General features: G+C 69.8%; 16 protein-coding genes and 1 pseudogene. 8 read left to right on the forward strand and 9 right to left on the reverse strand.

The genetic code is table 11. The features are described 5' to 3' along the window. Both EIZ45_RS45560 and EIZ45_RS45565 read right to left on the reverse strand, forming a co-directional pair. Positions 1-515: pseudogene (locus EIZ45_RS45560) on the reverse strand (helix-turn-helix domain-containing protein); the annotation flags it as partial. Positions 516-893: 378 nt separating this feature from the next. After that, positions 894-1,946, reverse strand: coding sequence for an acyl-CoA desaturase (locus tag EIZ45_RS45565; protein ID WP_134670434.1), 1,053 nt, complete (start codon positions 1,944-1,946; stop codon positions 894-896). Between the two features lie 558 nt (positions 1,947-2,504). Between EIZ45_RS45565 and EIZ45_RS45570 the strand changes: the two genes are divergently transcribed. After that, positions 2,505-2,939 (forward strand): ferritin-like domain-containing protein, encoded by a 435-nt coding sequence (locus tag EIZ45_RS45570; RefSeq protein WP_205670334.1) that lies wholly within the window; start codon positions 2,505-2,507, stop codon positions 2,937-2,939. Positions 2,940-2,975: 36 nt separating this feature from the next. Here EIZ45_RS45570 and EIZ45_RS47270 read toward each other — a convergent pair whose 3' ends face one another. The 5 genes from EIZ45_RS47270 to EIZ45_RS45580 form a co-directional block, all read right to left on the reverse strand. Continuing rightward, positions 2,976-3,272 (reverse strand): IS3 family transposase, encoded by a 297-nt coding sequence (locus tag EIZ45_RS47270; protein WP_240692055.1) that lies wholly within the window; start codon positions 3,270-3,272, stop codon positions 2,976-2,978. Beyond that, a complete protein-coding gene (locus EIZ45_RS47275; protein ID WP_240690962.1) occupies positions 3,218-3,505 on the reverse strand; it encodes a DDE-type integrase/transposase/recombinase in 288 nt (95 codons plus the stop codon). Before EIZ45_RS47275 ends, EIZ45_RS47270 begins: the two co-directional genes overlap by 55 nt. After that, complete coding sequence (locus tag EIZ45_RS47280) at positions 3,502-3,810, reverse strand: IS3 family transposase (RefSeq protein ID WP_240692053.1); 309 nt, start codon at positions 3,808-3,810, stop codon at positions 3,502-3,504. The genes EIZ45_RS47275 and EIZ45_RS47280 overlap by 4 nt, the downstream gene beginning before the upstream one ends. A 16-nt stretch (positions 3,811-3,826) precedes the next feature. Beyond that, the gene (locus EIZ45_RS47285) at positions 3,827-4,069 is read right to left on the reverse strand and encodes a transposase (RefSeq protein WP_240692054.1); all 243 of its coding nucleotides are present in this window, start codon (positions 4,067-4,069) and stop codon (positions 3,827-3,829) included. 401 nt (positions 4,070-4,470) lie between these two features. Beyond that, positions 4,471-4,890 (reverse strand): HPF/RaiA family ribosome-associated protein, encoded by a 420-nt coding sequence (locus tag EIZ45_RS45580; protein ID WP_240690960.1) that lies wholly within the window; start codon positions 4,888-4,890, stop codon positions 4,471-4,473. 257 nt (positions 4,891-5,147) lie between these two features. Between EIZ45_RS45580 and EIZ45_RS45585 the strand changes: the two genes are divergently transcribed. The 3 genes from EIZ45_RS45585 (at position 5,148) to EIZ45_RS45595 (ending at position 7,168) form a co-directional block, all read left to right on the forward strand. Then, positions 5,148-5,612, forward strand: coding sequence for a DUF5994 family protein (locus EIZ45_RS45585; protein WP_134670385.1), 465 nt, complete (start codon positions 5,148-5,150; stop codon positions 5,610-5,612). A gap of 382 nt (positions 5,613-5,994) precedes the next feature. Further along, a complete protein-coding gene (locus EIZ45_RS45590; RefSeq protein ID WP_134670387.1) occupies positions 5,995-6,285 on the forward strand; it encodes a hypothetical protein in 291 nt (96 codons plus the stop codon). A 328-nt stretch (positions 6,286-6,613) separates the two neighbouring features. Next, on the forward strand, positions 6,614-7,168 hold the full coding sequence (locus EIZ45_RS45595; protein WP_205670331.1) for a DUF5994 family protein: 555 nt from the start codon (positions 6,614-6,616) through the stop codon (positions 7,166-7,168). 763 nt (positions 7,169-7,931) lie between these two features. On the opposite strand, the gene EIZ45_RS45600 is transcribed toward EIZ45_RS45595, so the two are convergent. Together EIZ45_RS45600 and EIZ45_RS45605 are read right to left on the reverse strand one after the other, a co-directional pair. After that, positions 7,932-8,531: a DUF1707 domain-containing protein gene (locus tag EIZ45_RS45600; protein WP_167756737.1), complete on the reverse strand. Its 600-nt coding sequence runs from the start codon at positions 8,529-8,531 to the stop codon at positions 7,932-7,934. A 952-nt stretch (positions 8,532-9,483) separates the two neighbouring features. Next, entirely contained in the window at positions 9,484-9,906 is a 423-nt protein-coding gene (locus tag EIZ45_RS45605) for an ATP-binding protein (RefSeq protein WP_134670392.1), read from the reverse strand. Between the two features lie 2,518 nt (positions 9,907-12,424). Here EIZ45_RS45605 and EIZ45_RS45610 point away from each other — a divergent pair. From EIZ45_RS45610 to EIZ45_RS46370, 4 genes are all read left to right on the forward strand, one after another. Then, complete coding sequence (locus EIZ45_RS45610; protein WP_134670394.1) at positions 12,425-12,754, forward strand: hypothetical protein; 330 nt, start codon at positions 12,425-12,427, stop codon at positions 12,752-12,754. A 758-nt stretch (positions 12,755-13,512) separates the two neighbouring features. Continuing rightward, the gene (locus tag EIZ45_RS47290; RefSeq protein ID WP_240690961.1) at positions 13,513-13,866 is read left to right on the forward strand and encodes an RGCVC family protein; all 354 of its coding nucleotides are present in this window, start codon (positions 13,513-13,515) and stop codon (positions 13,864-13,866) included. A 49-nt stretch (positions 13,867-13,915) separates the two neighbouring features. Further along, complete coding sequence (locus EIZ45_RS45620; protein ID WP_134670396.1) at positions 13,916-15,067, forward strand: N(5)-(carboxyethyl)ornithine synthase; 1,152 nt, start codon at positions 13,916-13,918, stop codon at positions 15,065-15,067. A gap of 72 nt (positions 15,068-15,139) precedes the next feature. Next, on the forward strand, positions 15,140-15,283 hold the full coding sequence (locus tag EIZ45_RS46370; RefSeq protein ID WP_167756738.1) for a hypothetical protein: 144 nt from the start codon (positions 15,140-15,142) through the stop codon (positions 15,281-15,283). Positions 15,284-15,330: the final 47 nt, after the last annotated feature.

Genomic DNA, 15,330 nt, shown 5'->3' on the forward strand with positions numbered 1-15,330 from the left:
GAGGCCTGCGTGCGCAGGAACTGCCGCCAGGACGTGTCGATGTGCCGGGCCGGCGCTGGAGGTATGCGCGCACGCTTCAGAATCCGCCGGATCGTCGAGGCCCCGACCCGGTGGCCAAGCTTGAGCAGCTCACCCTGGATCCTCTTGTAGCCCCAGCTGTGGTTTTCTGTGGCCATCCGCTCGATCAGCCCGGCGATCGCCTCATCAACGGGCGGACGCCCATGCCGGTGCGGATAGGTCCACTTCGCGGCTACCAGCCGACGGTGCCAGCGCAGGATCGTTCCCGGGGTAACCAGCCGGTGTGTTCGCAGCGTCTTGGGCATCAGCCGGACCAGCGCGGCGAACACAGCCCGGTCGGCCCAGTCCAGGCGAGGTTTCGGGTTGCTTCGGCGCAGTACGGCGACCTCATGGCGCAGCACCAGCAACTCGATGTTCTTGGACGCCGACGAACGACCGAGCAACACCAACAGACCCAGCAGCCGGAGGAAGATCAGGTAGAGCAGACGCAGCGACATGCCCGGCGATCATGCCCTACCCGCCGAAAGAGCAATTGCCGCAGGTCAGAATGCATGATTAGACTTCTGGAACCCCACACGTGGCGAAGCACCAGTATCTCGACGTCCTTGGCCCTAGCGGACCGAGAAAGCAGACCCCACCAGCCGAACAACGTCACCATGACCAAATACATCAGTCGAAACAGCACGGCCGGAGAGCATCGCATAACCCTCACCCGGACAAACAGCAGGTCAGCGAACCACAGTCGAGTTACGGCACGGTATACGGCCGGTACGAGGTCGGCGAGCATCGAGGCGAACACCGGTAGTCCGTCCTGCGCGGGCTGACCGCGGGGCAGATCCGTCGTCGTGAGTCGCGCGCGCGGCGCGGCCTCGTTCTCAGGCGGCGCCGCGCGCGCGGAGCGGGGCGCTGACGTCGTGCAGGTGGTTGAGCACGTGGCGGTAGGTCGTGAACAGTCCGCATTCGGCGTACTCGATGCCGCGGTCGGTGCAGAACGCGCGTACCAGGGGTTGGGCTCGGCGAAGGTTGGCGCGCGGCATGCCGGGGAACAGGTGGTGCTCGATCTGGTAATTCAGGCCGCCGAGGGCGAAATCGACGCAGCGGCCGCCGCGGACGTTGCGACTGGTAAGGATCTGCCGGGTCAGGAAGTCCGGCCTGGTCTCCCGGGCGTAGGTGGGCATGCCCTTGTGTCCGGGCGCGAACGAGCAGCCCATGTACACCCCCCACAGTCCCTGGTGGACGGCGATGAACGCGATCGCCACCGGCGGGGACAGCACCACGAACACCGCGGCGAGGTACACGGCGGCATGCACGAGCAGCAGAACCGCTTCCGTCCGGCGCGCCGCGATCTCCCCGCGCCACGCGGCTTCGACACCGGCCCAGTGCAGGTTCAGCCCTTCCAGCAGCAGCAACGGGAAAAACAGCGCGGCCTGGTGCTTGGCCGTCCAGCGCACGAGCCCGCTGCGGTCGCGCGACTGCCCGCGGGTGAACGCGAGCAACGGGATGTCGAGGTCCGGATCCTCGTCCTCGTGGTTGGGGTTGGCGTGGTGGCGGGTGTGCTTGCCCATCCACCAGCCGTAGCTGATCCCGACGATCCCGCCGAGCATCCGGCCGACGCGGTCGTTGGCCGGTCCGGTCCGGAAGATCTGGTTGTGCCCGGCGTCATGGCCGAGGAACGCGATCTGGGTGAACATCACCGCGAAGAACACCGCGGTGACCAGCTGCCACCACGAATCGCCCACCAGGACGAAAACCAGGCACCCGGCGGCCAGAGCGAGCGCGGTGAGAGCGATTTTCACCGCGTAGTAACCATAACGCCGCTCCAGCAAGCCCGCTCCCCGCACGAGCCGGACGAGAGCGCCGAATTCCTTGCGCGACGCGGTCGTCTCGGCGCCGACCTTGGTCGGCGGAGTCACCGGCGATGTGACCATGGGATTCCTTCCCGAGTTCTGCGATGCCGGGGACTGGGGCGACCGGTCGCACTACGCGAATTCCCGCCAGGACGCGGCCCCAAACAAGGCCGGACCCGAGGGCTCGGCGGAGAACGCCGCGCACAAGCTCGGTGCGCGGGCCGGCATCCCGGTTATCGGCGGGGAGCCGTGCCGCTCGGACTTCCGCTCCGGACCCTGCCCAGCCGGCAAGATCCCCGCGAAGCAGGATTGGCGATACCCGAATCCCCGCGTATGCGGTGAGCTGGCCGGCTCGCATCGCCTTCTGAGCGGAACGAGACCGGCTCTCCGCTCGAGATCCGCACCGCGATCAGCGGTCGCGTCATAGTCCACAATGCACTCATCGCTCTCCGTATCCCGTCGGCGGAGTGACCTGGAACGGATTTCTTCCCGATTTCCGCGGTGCCCCCGATCGGAGGACTGACCCGTCCAAACCGCTCCCGGTGACGAAGCAGGACCGTCCACGAAGGCCATTCCCGCGCGGACGGCTGTCCGTGCGGGAATTGCCGGCGTTCGCGCCGGGCGGGAAGGAGATCGCCCGTGTTTGGCACCCGCTATGCCGCCTCGATGATCGCCCGGAGCGCGGAGAGTCCCCAGGACCGAAGCAATTTCCTGCAAGCCGCAGGCATGGCCGGGCTCGACGTGGCCGGCGCTCTCGGGCTCGGCGCCCTCACGAACCCCGCCGGGGCCGCCGTCCGCGAGGCCGCCCCGGTCGCGCAAGACTCCGGCCAGGTGAGCGACGGCGCGGTGCTCAACTTCGCACTCGACCTGGAATACCTCGAAGCCGAGTTCTACCTGCACGCCGTGACCGGACGGGGGCTGGCCGACTCGATGACCTCCGGCACCGGCACGCGCGGCGGTGTGACCGGCGGACGGGCGGTGCGGTTCGAAACCCGGGCCGCGCGGCAGTACGCGCAGGAAATCGCCGGCGACGAGAAAGTGCGCGTCCCATTCCCGCGGACCGCGCTCGGTTGAACCGGTCCGCAGAAGTTGGACCGGTTGGGGTGGAGGTCAGGCGGTGAGGGTTTGGGCTCGGTATTCGGTTGGGCTGAGGCCTCCGAGGGTGGTGGAGATGCGGGTGGTGTTGTACCAGTGGATGTAGTCGTGCAGTGCGGCGGTGAATTCCTCGATGGTGTCGAAGCTGTTGTGGTGGAACAGTTCTCCTTTGAGGTGGCTGAAGAAGTTCTCGACAATGGCGTTGTCGAGGCAGGTGGCGCGGCGTGACCTGGACTGGGTCAGGCCCGCTTCCTCGATCAGGGCGCGCCAGGAGCGGTGCCGGTACCGGAAGCCCTGGTCGGTGTGGACCAGCGGCGCGGCACCGGGGGCAGGGCGGCGATCGCCCCACGCAGCGAGGTGGTGGTCAGGTCCAGCGACGGGGACGGGCCGCAGGCCCAGGCGACGACGGAGCGGGCGAACAGGTCGATGATCGGTGACAGGTAGACCTTGCGGTCGCCGATGCGGAACTCGGTCACGTCGGTGACCCATTTCCTGTTCGGAGCGTCGGCGCCGAACTGGCGGTCGAGCGGGTTCTCGGCGGTCATGCCGGCCAGGACCGGCGCCGGCGCGGCCGCCGGATCTTGCAGACCAGGCCGAGGGTGTTAATGACCTTGAGCACGGTCTTCTTGGCGATCTGCCAGCCGTCGCGGACCAGCACCGCGTGGATCCGCCGGTGCCCGTAGCGGCCGCGGGCGGCCTCGAACGCCTCGGCGACCGCGGTCTTGAGCCCGGCGTGCGGGTCGGGCCGGCCCAGGCGAGCCTGGTGGTAGAAGAACGTCGACCGGGCCAGTCCCGCGACCACCAGCAGCGAGTAGTCGACCTTGAGGGCGGCGATCGCCTGGGTTTTCACCCTCGCCCCTGCTCCCTCAAGGCCCGCAATTTTCCAGGCAGGCCACCTTCGCCGACAGCCGCAGGTTCTCCGCGCGCAACCACTCCAACTCGCCCGGCCCGGACCGCTCCGCCGCTGCGGCCGGGGGACGGCCTTTCCGCCGGGGCCGCAACCCGTGATCGCGGGCCAGCTCGAGCGCGGTCGCCTCCCCGCCGACATAGCGGGCCACGACCTCGAGCTTGAACTCGAACGCGAACGACCGCCGGTCCGGTTTGTTCATCAACGCCCCNCGAACGACCGCCGGTCCGGTTTGTTCATCAGCGCCCCCGCGCTCCGCAGCATTCAACGATCACGCAAGCGTTGCACCGCCGTCTCCGACACGCCCAACCGGGCCGCGACCGCCTTGCGGCCGCGCCCGGCCTCGAACAACACCACAGCAGCCTCCCGCTGCCCCTCAGACAACGAACTGCACGAATACAACGAACACGCTCGCCGCAAGCCGGAACTCGATTCCCAGTCCAACTCCCGGGGAACGGTCAAGACTCTGAGCCCCTCAGGGTTCCCCTCACGGACCTGTCGAAACTCACATCGGGCGCTACTCGGATATTTCGGCGACGACGGCGTCCTGTGTGGACACTCAGCAAGCCGAGGCGACGCGGCTTGTGTTCCGGACATCGGGAGTCAGCCCTGGTTCGCCGACCGTCCATATCGGACAGTGTCGCCGCCCTTGTGGTGTGCGGCCTGGTCGTGCTGCCGGTCGAGAATGCCTGCCAGCTTGCGCGTCGCCCCGCGAAGCGCCTCGTCCACCGAACCCGCGAAGTGGGTGACCACGACGGCGGACTTGCCCTCGGGACGGGCCTCGAGCACGCACCGGCGGTCCACCCCGGCGGCACCGGACGCGACTTCGTCGCTGAGGTGCGCCTCCAGCCGGATCAGGTGGTCGCTGAACCGCGAGAGCGCGGCACGGAGTTCCTCCTCGGCCCAGCGGTTCAGCTCCGCGCTGCCGGGAACGTTGTTGTCGGTGCTGATCTCGACCTGCATGTGCGGTCCCTTCGGAATGCGGCCGCGCGGGTCCTGGAGCGCGGCCTGTGCCACGCTCACCGGAACCGCCTTCACCGCCTGCGCCCAGCCTACTCCTGACGGTCAGCCGCGCCCGGCGATAGTTTCGCGCCAACGGAATCCGGCGCGCTCGGGAGCCTGGCGGGAGCAGCTGCCGTCCGCCATTCCGGCCCGGCACAAGGAAATCCGGCTGATTCCGCCGGGCGGTCTCCCTTTCGGCGTAGGCTTGGCAGACAGGTCCGCCTCCGCAGGCATCCGCTGCCGGAACGGTCCCGCACCGGCCGGACAGGAGCGCCATCATGGAGTACGCCTCGAACGAGTCCAGCACGGGCGTCGTGCTCGGACCGCCCGCTCTCGGGCGGCGATTGCGCTTCAAAGAACAGCACGCGGCGAAAGGCTGCTTCGACGGCGCTTGGTGGCCCCGTTCGCGGGAACCGGTCACGGAATTCAGCGCACTCGCCGCCGCGCTCGTCGACCGCTTCGGCCGGGTGGACCGGATCGGTTTCAACCCCGGCGCCTGGGACCTCGCACCCGCCCGGCTCGCCCACGGACCGGCTCTCGTGCGGCTGGCCGCGTTCTACGGCCTCCAGCAGCACACAGTCGTGGTCATCGGCCCGCGCATCCACCACCTGACGCTGCTGGTGATCCCGCCGGAAGCAAGCCCGGCGGCGGCGGAACGCGCCCTGTGCTCGGCCATCGACCCGGACAGCACCGACGCGGCGCACGTGATCCTCGCCGCCAGCGGAGCACTGGAGGCTGCCTGACCGGCGCCAGGCGGGAATGAACAGCGGCAGGCCAGGGTTGTCGCGGACGCCGTGCGCGAGACGACGCTTCCGCATCGGAGCGGTCCGCGACAACAGGCACGGCAGAAATCGCACCAGGAACGCCCACGCGCCCCGGTATTCGCAGCAGAATCACGAGGGCAGCGCCGACCAGCCCGCACTCCGCCCTCCCGACGACCGACCCCGCTACCAGCCCCCTCGGTTCGCTGGCTGCGCGGACCCCGCCGCACAAGCACGACCTCTGGCCCCAGGATGCCCAGCTTTCGGACCTGCCCGCACGCAGCACGCGCCGTCTGCCACCGATCCACCCAGCACAAGGCGCGGCGACGCCGCCTGATCACAACACGCAGAAAGCGAACCATCGATGTTCACCTTGACCGGAGCAGCCACCGAAGCGATCAACCAGCTCACCGCATCCCAGAACTTCCACGCCGAAGGCGGCCTGCGCCTCACGCTCGACGGCCTTCCCGAGGACGGCGCCGCATTCGCCGTGGACGTCGCCGCCTACCCCGCGGCCGGGGAGGACATCATCGCGACCGGCGACACCCAGGTGTTCCTCGCCCGCGAGACCCGCGTCCGGCTCGCCGACAAAACACTCGACGTCCGAAAGGACATCAACGGGCACTACGCCTTCCACATCACGACAACACCGTGACCGGCCGGCCCGCACCGCGGCCACGACGCGCAGTCCGCGAAACCCCTCGCCGAGTTCGGGGGCTTGAGCCGCGGCCGGTCGACGACCGGGACGGAAGAGGACGACCCGCGCGGGCGCGGCGTCTTCCCCGTGAACGGTTCTTTTTCTCGTCCCGATTTCCGGCTGCTCAGAAGCGAAGTCCCGCTGCCGTCGGCGTTTCCGCGGCCGGGGAGGCAAAGGGTGTAGTGTTGGCAGTGTCCGAGAGCATCTCGTGCGTGAGCGGTCAAGCTTGCGCCGTCCTCGGCACCCAGTCCGGACGGTGACAGCGGCCGGGGACGGGAACGCCGCCATGGCACCGAACCTCCGCACCGTCGCCAGCACTGTCTCGGCCAGGAAAGCCGCCACACCGGCCTGGCGCGCACCACGCCTGCGGCTGAAACCGGACGGCCCAGCAACGGGATACGTCGACGGCGCATGGTGGCCCTACACCCGCGAACTAGCCGTGGAACTGCCGGCGTTGCTCGCGATGCTCGCCGCGCGGCTGGACCGGATCGAACGGGTCTCCTACCACCTCGCCGCCTGGACTCCGGCTCAGCGCCGGCTCACCGTCGACGGCTCCGCGATCCGGCTCGAAGGATTCCGCGCGCACCACCCCGACACGGTGACCGTCACCGGAGCGCGGGGACCGCGCCGGCTGGTTCTGCTGGTCGTACCGCCGGAGACCGGGCAAACCGACGCGCATCGCATTCTGGCGGCCGCGGCGCACCGGGACCACCTCGATACCGTCGAGTCCCTGCTCGCCGCCCCCAGCGAGACCGACCACGAGGCGGCGGCCGCCGGCGCGATGGACGACGCGACCCAGCGCTGGGACGTCGACGGCGGCCGCATCCCCGCGTCAGCCTAGATTTTCCCGCGACCCTCCGGCGGGACGAGCGCCCACCGCAGGGTCGCCGCGGCGGCGGGGCGGCCTCCTCCGCGTTGTTCCCGCAAGCGGCCGCCCGACGGATCACGATCTTTCTCGCGCCAAGCGAACCTGGTCGTCCGCTCTGGCGGGCGAGCCGGCCGGGCGAGCTGTGGCGGCGAGAAAGCGACTGAACCACAACACATCCGGAAGCACCGCGCAACCAGCCGGAGCCGTGCCAGGCACACCCGCCCCGAAGTCCACGGCCGGGCAGGCACAACCTCGGAGTGCCCAGGTCTTCCAGTCACAGCTGATCCGTCGCCATCTCTCGCGTGGTCGAGCCGGCGCGAAACTGCGTCGGCACGCGCCGACACCAGTGCCAGGGAATCCTGAACGGACTGATTCCACCCCTGCCATCGGCGTCTTTCGCTTCAGCGAAAGGAAATTTCCAGCAGGCCGCGAAAGCAGGCGCCGGACGCCCTTCTGCTCGCCCATGCCTATCGCGAACCGCCGCGCCCCGCGACGGAGACGATCCCGTTCTGGGCTGGCCGCCGCCGCGAGCGACCGTTCGGAACCGGTCCGCGCGACGCGGATTCGGACGGCAGTTCCCTGTTCGGCACGCGCGGAGCTTCGAAAGCCCGGCCAATGGCGGTCCTGCGTTCCACGTCGCCGCGTCGGTCTCCGGAGTCAGCCGGCTCGCAGCGCTTGGCTCAGCGCGACACCGACCGTCATCGACTGAGCGGACCGCCCTCGTCGTGTCGGCCATTCAGGTCTCGCGCGGATGCCTTATCTTGAGCCGTCCACTGGCCAGCTCGCCGGACACCCGGATCAACGGGGAACCCGGCACATACGGGTCCGCCGCCTTGTCGATGACCCTGCCGCTGGTCGCGCTCAGCTCCTCGACGCGGATCGACCATCCGCGCGGCACGGTCACCTGCACCTGCCCCGAGCCGGTGCAGACCATTTTCAGCTGGATTTCCGTGTGCCGGCACACAGCCCGGGTGAAGTCGATCCGGACGCGGCCAGAGCCGCACTGCGCCAGGATCCGCCGCGGAACGACCCACTCGCCCTCCTGCTTGACCGAACCGTTGGTGGTGCGGAGCACGAGCGCGGGTGGTTCGGAGAACGGCGGTTCGGGCGGAAACAGCGACAGCCCGGGTAAATCGGCCAGCACCGATTCCATCTGTCCCCGGGTCCCCGCCGCGAGCACGACGCCGACCCGGTCGCTGAACTCGTCGAGACCGAGCAGGCCGTCACCGACGGCCTGCCGGAGCAGTTCCACCGCACGGTCGCGGTCGGCATCGGACGCACGCTGATTCCCGCGCGCTACGTCACCACCGCGCGGTTCGAGTTCGCCGTCTGACACGTCCTCAATCTATCGGGTCGGCCGCCGAACAGCGACCAGATGACCGAAAGCCCGTGCGGTGCAATACGCCGTGAGCAAGGTCGCGCGCTAATCGGACATTCGGCTGCCGGCACGGTGATCCGGACGCCGAGGATGCGGCGGAAGAACACACCGCGCGCAACGTCCATTTCGCGCCCGCCGCGATCGCCACGGCTCCGGTGCCGCATCGAGCTGCGATCGGTCGCGTCTCGTTCTCGCTTTGCCTCATCGCAACCAGCCCTGGCACGAAGTTCGCGACAGGACTCGCGACTCGCGACCCCGAGGCAGAAGGTCTTTTCGCCCGCTCGCGACCACTGCGGCGAGATCCCGGAATCAGTCGCTGGTGTGTGTCGATGTTCCAGAGCTTGCCCAGCCGGCAGAAGGTGCGCTGAGGATCGGAACCGGGTTCCTTGTCGAGAGCGACGCCGCCCAAGAGGGATGCGCGTGCGCTGCTCCGCGGACGGCTGAAACCGCGCGACACGCCTTGCGTGCCCGATCGCCGCGAAGGCCTTTGCCTGCCCGGAAGAATTTCCCGAACACGGCCGGACTGTCGCTGATCGGAAAGGCGGACCCCGCTGCCTGCTTTGCTGCTAGTCGGTTCGAATGCCCCGATCTCCAGCCCCGCACGGAGGTTGCGCCGGATGTCGCCCGCCGCGTGCTGATCTCCATCGGCGGCGGACGCCGGTCACGAAGCCGATGCTCCGAACGCTCCGGCATCTCGGCGAGTTCCGCGGCATCGGGCACTCGCGCACCTGTGTCCGTACCTCGCCACGGTGCTCCGCACGCTCCAGTTCGGCCGTCCGCGACGGCTGCGGGGCAAGCCAGGCTGTCTGGTCGTCGCAACCGGCCGCCACGACTGCGGCCAGGGCCAGTCCGCTTCCTCTGGTCGATCTCCACGACCGCCTTGGTCGCTGTCGGGCTCGGCGGGCGACACTCACCGCCGGCGGACGCCTTCCCCGGACCAGCCCAAGCGCGCCCACACGGTCTTTCCGTCCAGATTGTCGTGCACTCCCCACTCGTCCGCGAGCCGGTCCACGAGCTGCATCCCCCGTCCGTGCGGCGCGGTCCCTCCCCGAGCACGGACGACCGGCCAGCCGTGCGAGAGGTCGTCCGCTTCCACGACGACCAGGCAAGGCCGGGGCTGTTCGGTCAGCCGGACCCACGTCGGGCCGAGGGTGTGCGCATGGGCGTTCGTCACGAGTTCGTCGAGCACCAGGAGCACGTCGAGCCGACGATCGGCGCTGAGGCTGCCGAGCAGACCGGCCGCCCAGACGCGGACGGCGGGCACCGACGAGAGGCCGGTCCCGCGCACGTCGAGCGTCCACGGGCATCCATTGTCCCCTCCGCTGCCGGTCATCCGCCGCGATCCGTCCCGGCGGACAGACTCGCGGAGGGAACGCAACGGGCCGATATCCGGATTCTCATCAAGGAGAGGTACCCGGCAGGACATCCCGTCCACACCCGTTCCGGCCGGGTTTCTTCGCGGCCGGACGCGATTGCGTCCCTTGGGCGGCAGTTCGGGCGCGGACGGTCGTCCGATTCCACCCGCGCGAGCGAGGCGAACCGGTCCGGCTGGCCGCCGCATCCGGGCACGGTGCCGCCCCGCCGCGGTCCAGCCGGCGGGGGAAGCGGCGCGCTCGCCGCTCCGTCGCCGGCAACTCGCCGGCAGCCTCGGACCAAGCCCGCGTCTGCGACGGTTCGGCAACGATGATCGGCCCGTGATCCGCGCGCAGGACAGACGTCGCTCCTTGTGCCGGAATGGACGGTCCGATGACCTGAGCGGACAAGGATTTCCCACGCGGTCCCGGCCCTTTCGTCCGACCGGCCGCGTGCAGCGCGCGAGGCGCGGCAACCGGATCCGCCTCCGGAGGGATCGTCAGGTCGCGGACGTGCGGCCTGGTCACCACGACGGAGCGTTGCCGGCGGCGGGAAAACCGGGCAGGCAACCAGGTGCGGCCCGTGGCGGAGCGGGGAAGAAACGAGATCCCCAGTGACCGGATTTGAGCCTGTTGCGGCCCACCCGCCCGAACTGTTCGACCTAGGCGCGGATTTCCGTGCCCGGCTTCCGGGACCGCGGCCGCCGGGCGCTGTCGAAACAGCCCTCCTCGGCGTCCGGCCCCTTGTACCGCGACCGCTCGCCTGCCGGCAACAAGTCCGATTCCCATGCCCGCCGCCAGGTTCGCCGGGACAGTCGCTCCCGTCCGGCCGGCCCGTTGGCGGACGCCGATACCACCGGCCCTACGCGCCGGAAAACGGCTCCGAAGCCGGGGCTCGCCGACGCGGGAACCGGCTCTGCGCCGGAGGAAACCGCGGCCGGAGTACGTCCTGCGGGCGGATCAGCGCATCGGGCCGCGACGGGACCTGCGAACCGCTCCGAGATTGCGTTGTTATTCTTTCCGCACAACGGGTTCCGTCATTCGCACGGCAGCGGGCCACGCCGCACCGTCACCCTCCCGAGTGGGCGCTGCCGACGGAGCACAAACCCGCCCGCAGCTGCTCGGCGGCATCATGGCCGCTGGGAAGACGATGGTGCGCCGTAGGCCGGCTGCATGCCGTGCTCCCGTCCCCGGTTCACGTGACCGGATGAGACCCGAGGACGATGCGGGCTCCTGCACCCGCACACGGAATGCCTTCGGACACCGCTGACAGTACACCCTCCCGCTGCTGCCGTCGCCGCTGTCGCGGACCGCGATCGCCGGCTGGAGCCCTGCCCAACCTCGTCGGCTGGTGCGGCGCAGGCGAACCGGTGCCGCACCGGCAGAGCCGTGTCCCTGTCGCTTGCGGAGGGGCCGGGAACCTCGCGGAGCGCCCGCCGCCCTGCCAAGCGACCGCGCCCCGGCCGGGCGGCTTTCCGCTCCCGCGCTTAAGGATTCCACAATGGACGAACGCGAGACCGCGGCCGCGCCGGACGCCGGGCAGTCGGCCGGAAGCGAATACACAGAGCTGTCGGCGGGACTGCTCGGCGGCGTCCGGTGCGGTGCGCGGCGGGAGCACCTTCGCCGTTTCGGCGGCAATGCTCGCGTGGCGGCAGGCGGCACGGCAGTTGTCGATTACAGGCCGCGATGTCGGCCGACGACAAGGCCGGCCCGGCTGAGCTGCGGCTGGCGGGTCGGCAAGCACACGCGCCACCAGGTTCATCCGAATGTTCGAGGGGACCGGCCCGGACATCGGCCGTGCAGACCCGGCAGGGCGGCGCCGAGGCCGGTTTCCTGTGCCGTACGGCGAAATGCCAGGCTTGCCTCTTCGTTCCTCCGCTGTTGCCGGGGGTGTCGACCTCTCCATGGGCCGAACGGCAACGAAGGCGACCTCGAGCATGGGAAGCCGGATGACAGTCTCAGGCCGGAGGCAGCGCGCGGCCCGTTGCAGCGCGGGTTTCGTTGAAGCCGCCCGCTCCGAGTGCGGGCACGTCGGCAGCGGCTGGTGGCCGCGGTCAGCGGACCACGCCACGCTACTGCCTGCCGGCGCCGCGACGCCGGCCGAAGCGGCCGGACAGCTCTCGGCCCGGCCACTGCTGCCGGGAGCCAGCCGCGCTCCGTGGGCGGCGAAGACCGGACTCGCTCGCACCGCAAGTCAAGCAGCCGCTTTTCTCTCTCGCACCGCCGATCTCGTGCGCACTCTGCTCGAGCTTGCGGCTGCGGCGGACCCGGATGGTGTACTGACATCGCGTCAGGGTGCCCGTAGTGTGATTCCGCAGAGGGGGACGGCCTCAGCCCTGCCCGGGATCGTGCAGACGCCGTTCCGCCCCGGCACCGGCTTGCTGCCCGCGAGACGGAACTGGTCGCAGTGAGCCGGAGGTTCTGGTGCCGCCTGCCTACCCCTTCGGGGCGATCCCCGGCCGTCGTGACCCGCCCTGCGGGTACTGCGGCGAGCGGCCCGTGTCCACGAGCCTCCAGACCGCTCTGGTGCGCGACTCGTCGGTCGTCGATTCCGTGGAATTGGCCTTGCCCGGACAACGGGTCGTCCACGCGTGCTGCGACGAGCACCTGGCCGCGCTGGTGAGCAAGGCCAAGCTCGAATGGGTTGACGAGCAGTGGTGGTTCGGGCTGCTGTGCCAGGCCAGCCGGGACTCGTCGCTGAGCCGCGCATCCCTGCGCCAGATCTCGCGACGGGTACGGCTTTCGGAGGCACAGCTGGACGCGGCGTTGCGGTGGAACGCCGCGCGGGCCGACCCGCTCGCGCGCTTGCCGGGCGGGCAATCGTGCTGAACGGAACTCGGTGCGTACCCCTCGAGCACACCGCCCCTGACGAAACTCTGCCAAGCGGATCCGCATTCCGCGTCTGCACTGGCGTCGCCTGCGCCGACACGAGCGCAACCAGCAGCCATCTGCGCCGGAACCGCCGAACCGTCGTGCTTCACCAGCGACACACGCTCCGCGCAGCGCCGTGAGCACGTCGTTCGAGGCGCGGAAGCACCGGAGATTCCAGCCGCGCCCGCCGGGTTCACCGCGTGGCGCGCCAGATCCTCGCCGGTGCCGAACACGGATGTCGACGGCGGCAGGGCCGCGCTCTCCGAATCCGGCCGGGCGGTTGCCGGTCACGGCGATCGGCACGGTTCCTCGGCGGACCGGCCTGCTCGGTGCCGCCGGAGATCCCCGTCGGGAACGGTCCCCGGCCGGCGGCCCGGTCGCCGGGATGCCGGGACGGCGCCGAGCGGGTGACCGTTACCTGCTGAGGCCCAGGCGCGTGTAGGGTCAGTGGTGTCCGGGAGCATCCCGTGTGCGGGCAATCGAGTTTGCACCGTCCCCGGACTCCGCCTGGTTCTCGCGCGCCACGTGGTGACGATCGCGGCACGCCGGCCTTCTCGTCCCAGTTCCGGTGGTTGCCGGGGCTGGAGCGTCATGAACGTACCGCACCGCATTCCGCCGCGGGCCCGTACGGAGCCCGTCCATTCCCCGGGCACCGTCGCCAGCGTGTTCCGCACGGCCGCGAACGGATCGGCGACCGCCGGCCGAAGAGCCCGGCGATGATCGCGATGCGCGCCGCGCTGGCGCCGACCGCCGCGGCGCCGTCCGGCGATTGCCCGGTCTGTCCACATCAGACAGACGCGCACGACCCGATCGCGGACCGCTTCTGCGCCGCGACCGCAGCAGGCGCGCTCCACCGCCGCTGCGCCTGCGCCGCTGGCGGCCGCGAAACCACGAAAGAGGAACGACCCATGACCGCACGAATCGACTTCGTCTCCCGCTACGACCAACGCGTCGCCAAGGTACGGGACCTGCTCAAGCAAGACACCGGCCTCACCGACACCGCTTGCCAGGCCCTCGCTGTGCGACTGCTGCACCTCATTGACGAAACGCCCGAAGACCTGCGCCGATAACGCCCTCGGGCACACGTTGTCCAGACCACCATCGAGCAAAAGGAACCCGGTGCACCAGCTCACTCTCGGCGTCGTCGCGCATTCGCGGAAACCGGACGAACGCCGATTGCCGATCCACCCCCGGCATCTCGAGCGGATCGACGCCGATCTGCGCGAGCGCATCTACCTCGAACACGGCTACGGCGAGGACTTCGGCGTGCCCGACGAACAGCTGAAAGGCACCGTCGCCGGGCTGCGCACGCGGGAGGAACTCATCGCCGAATGCGACGTCGTCCTGCTCGCCAAACCGGTGCTGAGCGACGTCGCCGAACTGCGGCCGCACCAGGTGCTGTGGGGCTGGCCGCACTGCGTCCAAGACCGGGAACTCACCCAGCTGGCCGTCGACCGCAGGCTGACGCTGATCGCGTTCGAGGCGATGAACCACTGGACCCGCGACGGGTCCTTCGGGCTGCACGTGTTCCACAAGAACAACGAGCTGGCCGGCTACTGCTCGGTCCTGCACGCCCTGCAGCTGACCGGGTCGACCGGCGACTACGGACGCCGCCTCCGGGCGGTGGTCATCGGTTTCGGCGCGACCGCGCGAGGCGCGGTCACCGCGCTCAACGCACACGGCGTGCACGACGTGCGCGTCCTCACCGGCCGCGGCATCACCGCGGTCGGCTCGCCCATCCACTCCGCGACGATGGTGCACTTCCAGCACGACGCGAACAGCCCCGGCGACCCCCGCCGCAGCCACGCACTCACCGACCGCGGACGAGTCCCCCTCGCCGGATTCCTCGCCGAGCACGACATCGTCGTCAACTGCGTGCTGCAGGATCCCGCCGAGCCGCTGACGTTTCTCGTCAAAGCCGACCTGGACGCGTTCGAACCAGGCAGCCTCATCGTCGACGTCTCGTGCGACGAGGGCATGGGCTTCAGCTGGGCCCGGCCCACCACCTTCGCCGACCCGACCTTCACCGTCGGCGAAGGCATCACCTACTACGCCGTCGACCACAGCCCGTCCTACCTGTGGAGTTCGGCGACCTGGGAGATCAGCGAGGCCCTGCTCCCCCTGCTGCGACCCGTGCTCGACGGACCCTCCGCATGGGACACCGACGACACCATCGGACGCGCCGTCGAAATCCGCGACGGCGTCATCGCGAACCCGGCGATCCTCACCTTCCAACGGCGCTCCGCGGCTTATCCCCACCGCGTGACGTAGCCGTCGGCACCCGCTGCCGCCGGTCCGGTCTCGTCGCCCAGATTCTCGGCATTCGCTCAGGAAGGAGTCTCAATGACTGCGATACCGAGCACTGGCAAGGACGTCGTCACCGAGGTCGGCGAGTGGCTCGGCGGCGAATTCGCCAGCCTGTGCGGTTCCAAAAGTCGCTCACCGGTGCTCACCAGCGGCTTTACGCGGCTCGTTCGTATTCGTTGATCAGGCCCCCGAGAAGCCGCTGTCGCTTGATCCGCTGAGTGTTGAGG

Source organism: Amycolatopsis sp. CFH S0740, assembly GCF_004522315.1.
In the GTDB taxonomy this organism is placed as follows: domain Bacteria; phylum Actinomycetota; class Actinomycetes; order Mycobacteriales; family Pseudonocardiaceae; genus Amycolatopsis; species Amycolatopsis nivea.

Coding starts and splice junctions, on each gene's coding strand:
- EIZ45_RS47290 (WP_240690961.1), top strand. CDS start 13,513: ATGATCGCGATGCGCGCCGCGCTGGCGCCGACCGCCGCGGCGCCGTCC.
- EIZ45_RS45585 (WP_134670385.1), top strand. CDS start 5,148: ATGGAGTACGCCTCGAACGAGTCCAGCACGGGCGTCGTGCTCGGACCG.
- EIZ45_RS47275 (WP_240690962.1), bottom strand. CDS start 3,505: ATGACCGCCGAGAACCCGCTCGACCGCCAGTTCGGCGCCGACGCTCCG.
- EIZ45_RS45565 (WP_134670434.1), bottom strand. CDS start 1,946: ATGGTCACATCGCCGGTGACTCCGCCGACCAAGGTCGGCGCCGAGACG.
- EIZ45_RS47285 (WP_240692054.1), bottom strand. CDS start 4,069: ATGAACAAACCGGACCGGCGGTCGTTCGCGTTCGAGTTCAAGCTCGAG.
- EIZ45_RS46370 (WP_167756738.1), top strand. CDS start 15,140: ATGACTGCGATACCGAGCACTGGCAAGGACGTCGTCACCGAGGTCGGC.
- EIZ45_RS45605 (WP_134670392.1), bottom strand. CDS start 9,906: ATGACCGGCAGCGGAGGGGACAATGGATGCCCGTGGACGCTCGACGTG.
- EIZ45_RS45595 (WP_205670331.1), top strand. CDS start 6,614: ATGGCACCGAACCTCCGCACCGTCGCCAGCACTGTCTCGGCCAGGAAA.
- EIZ45_RS45590 (WP_134670387.1), top strand. CDS start 5,995: ATGTTCACCTTGACCGGAGCAGCCACCGAAGCGATCAACCAGCTCACC.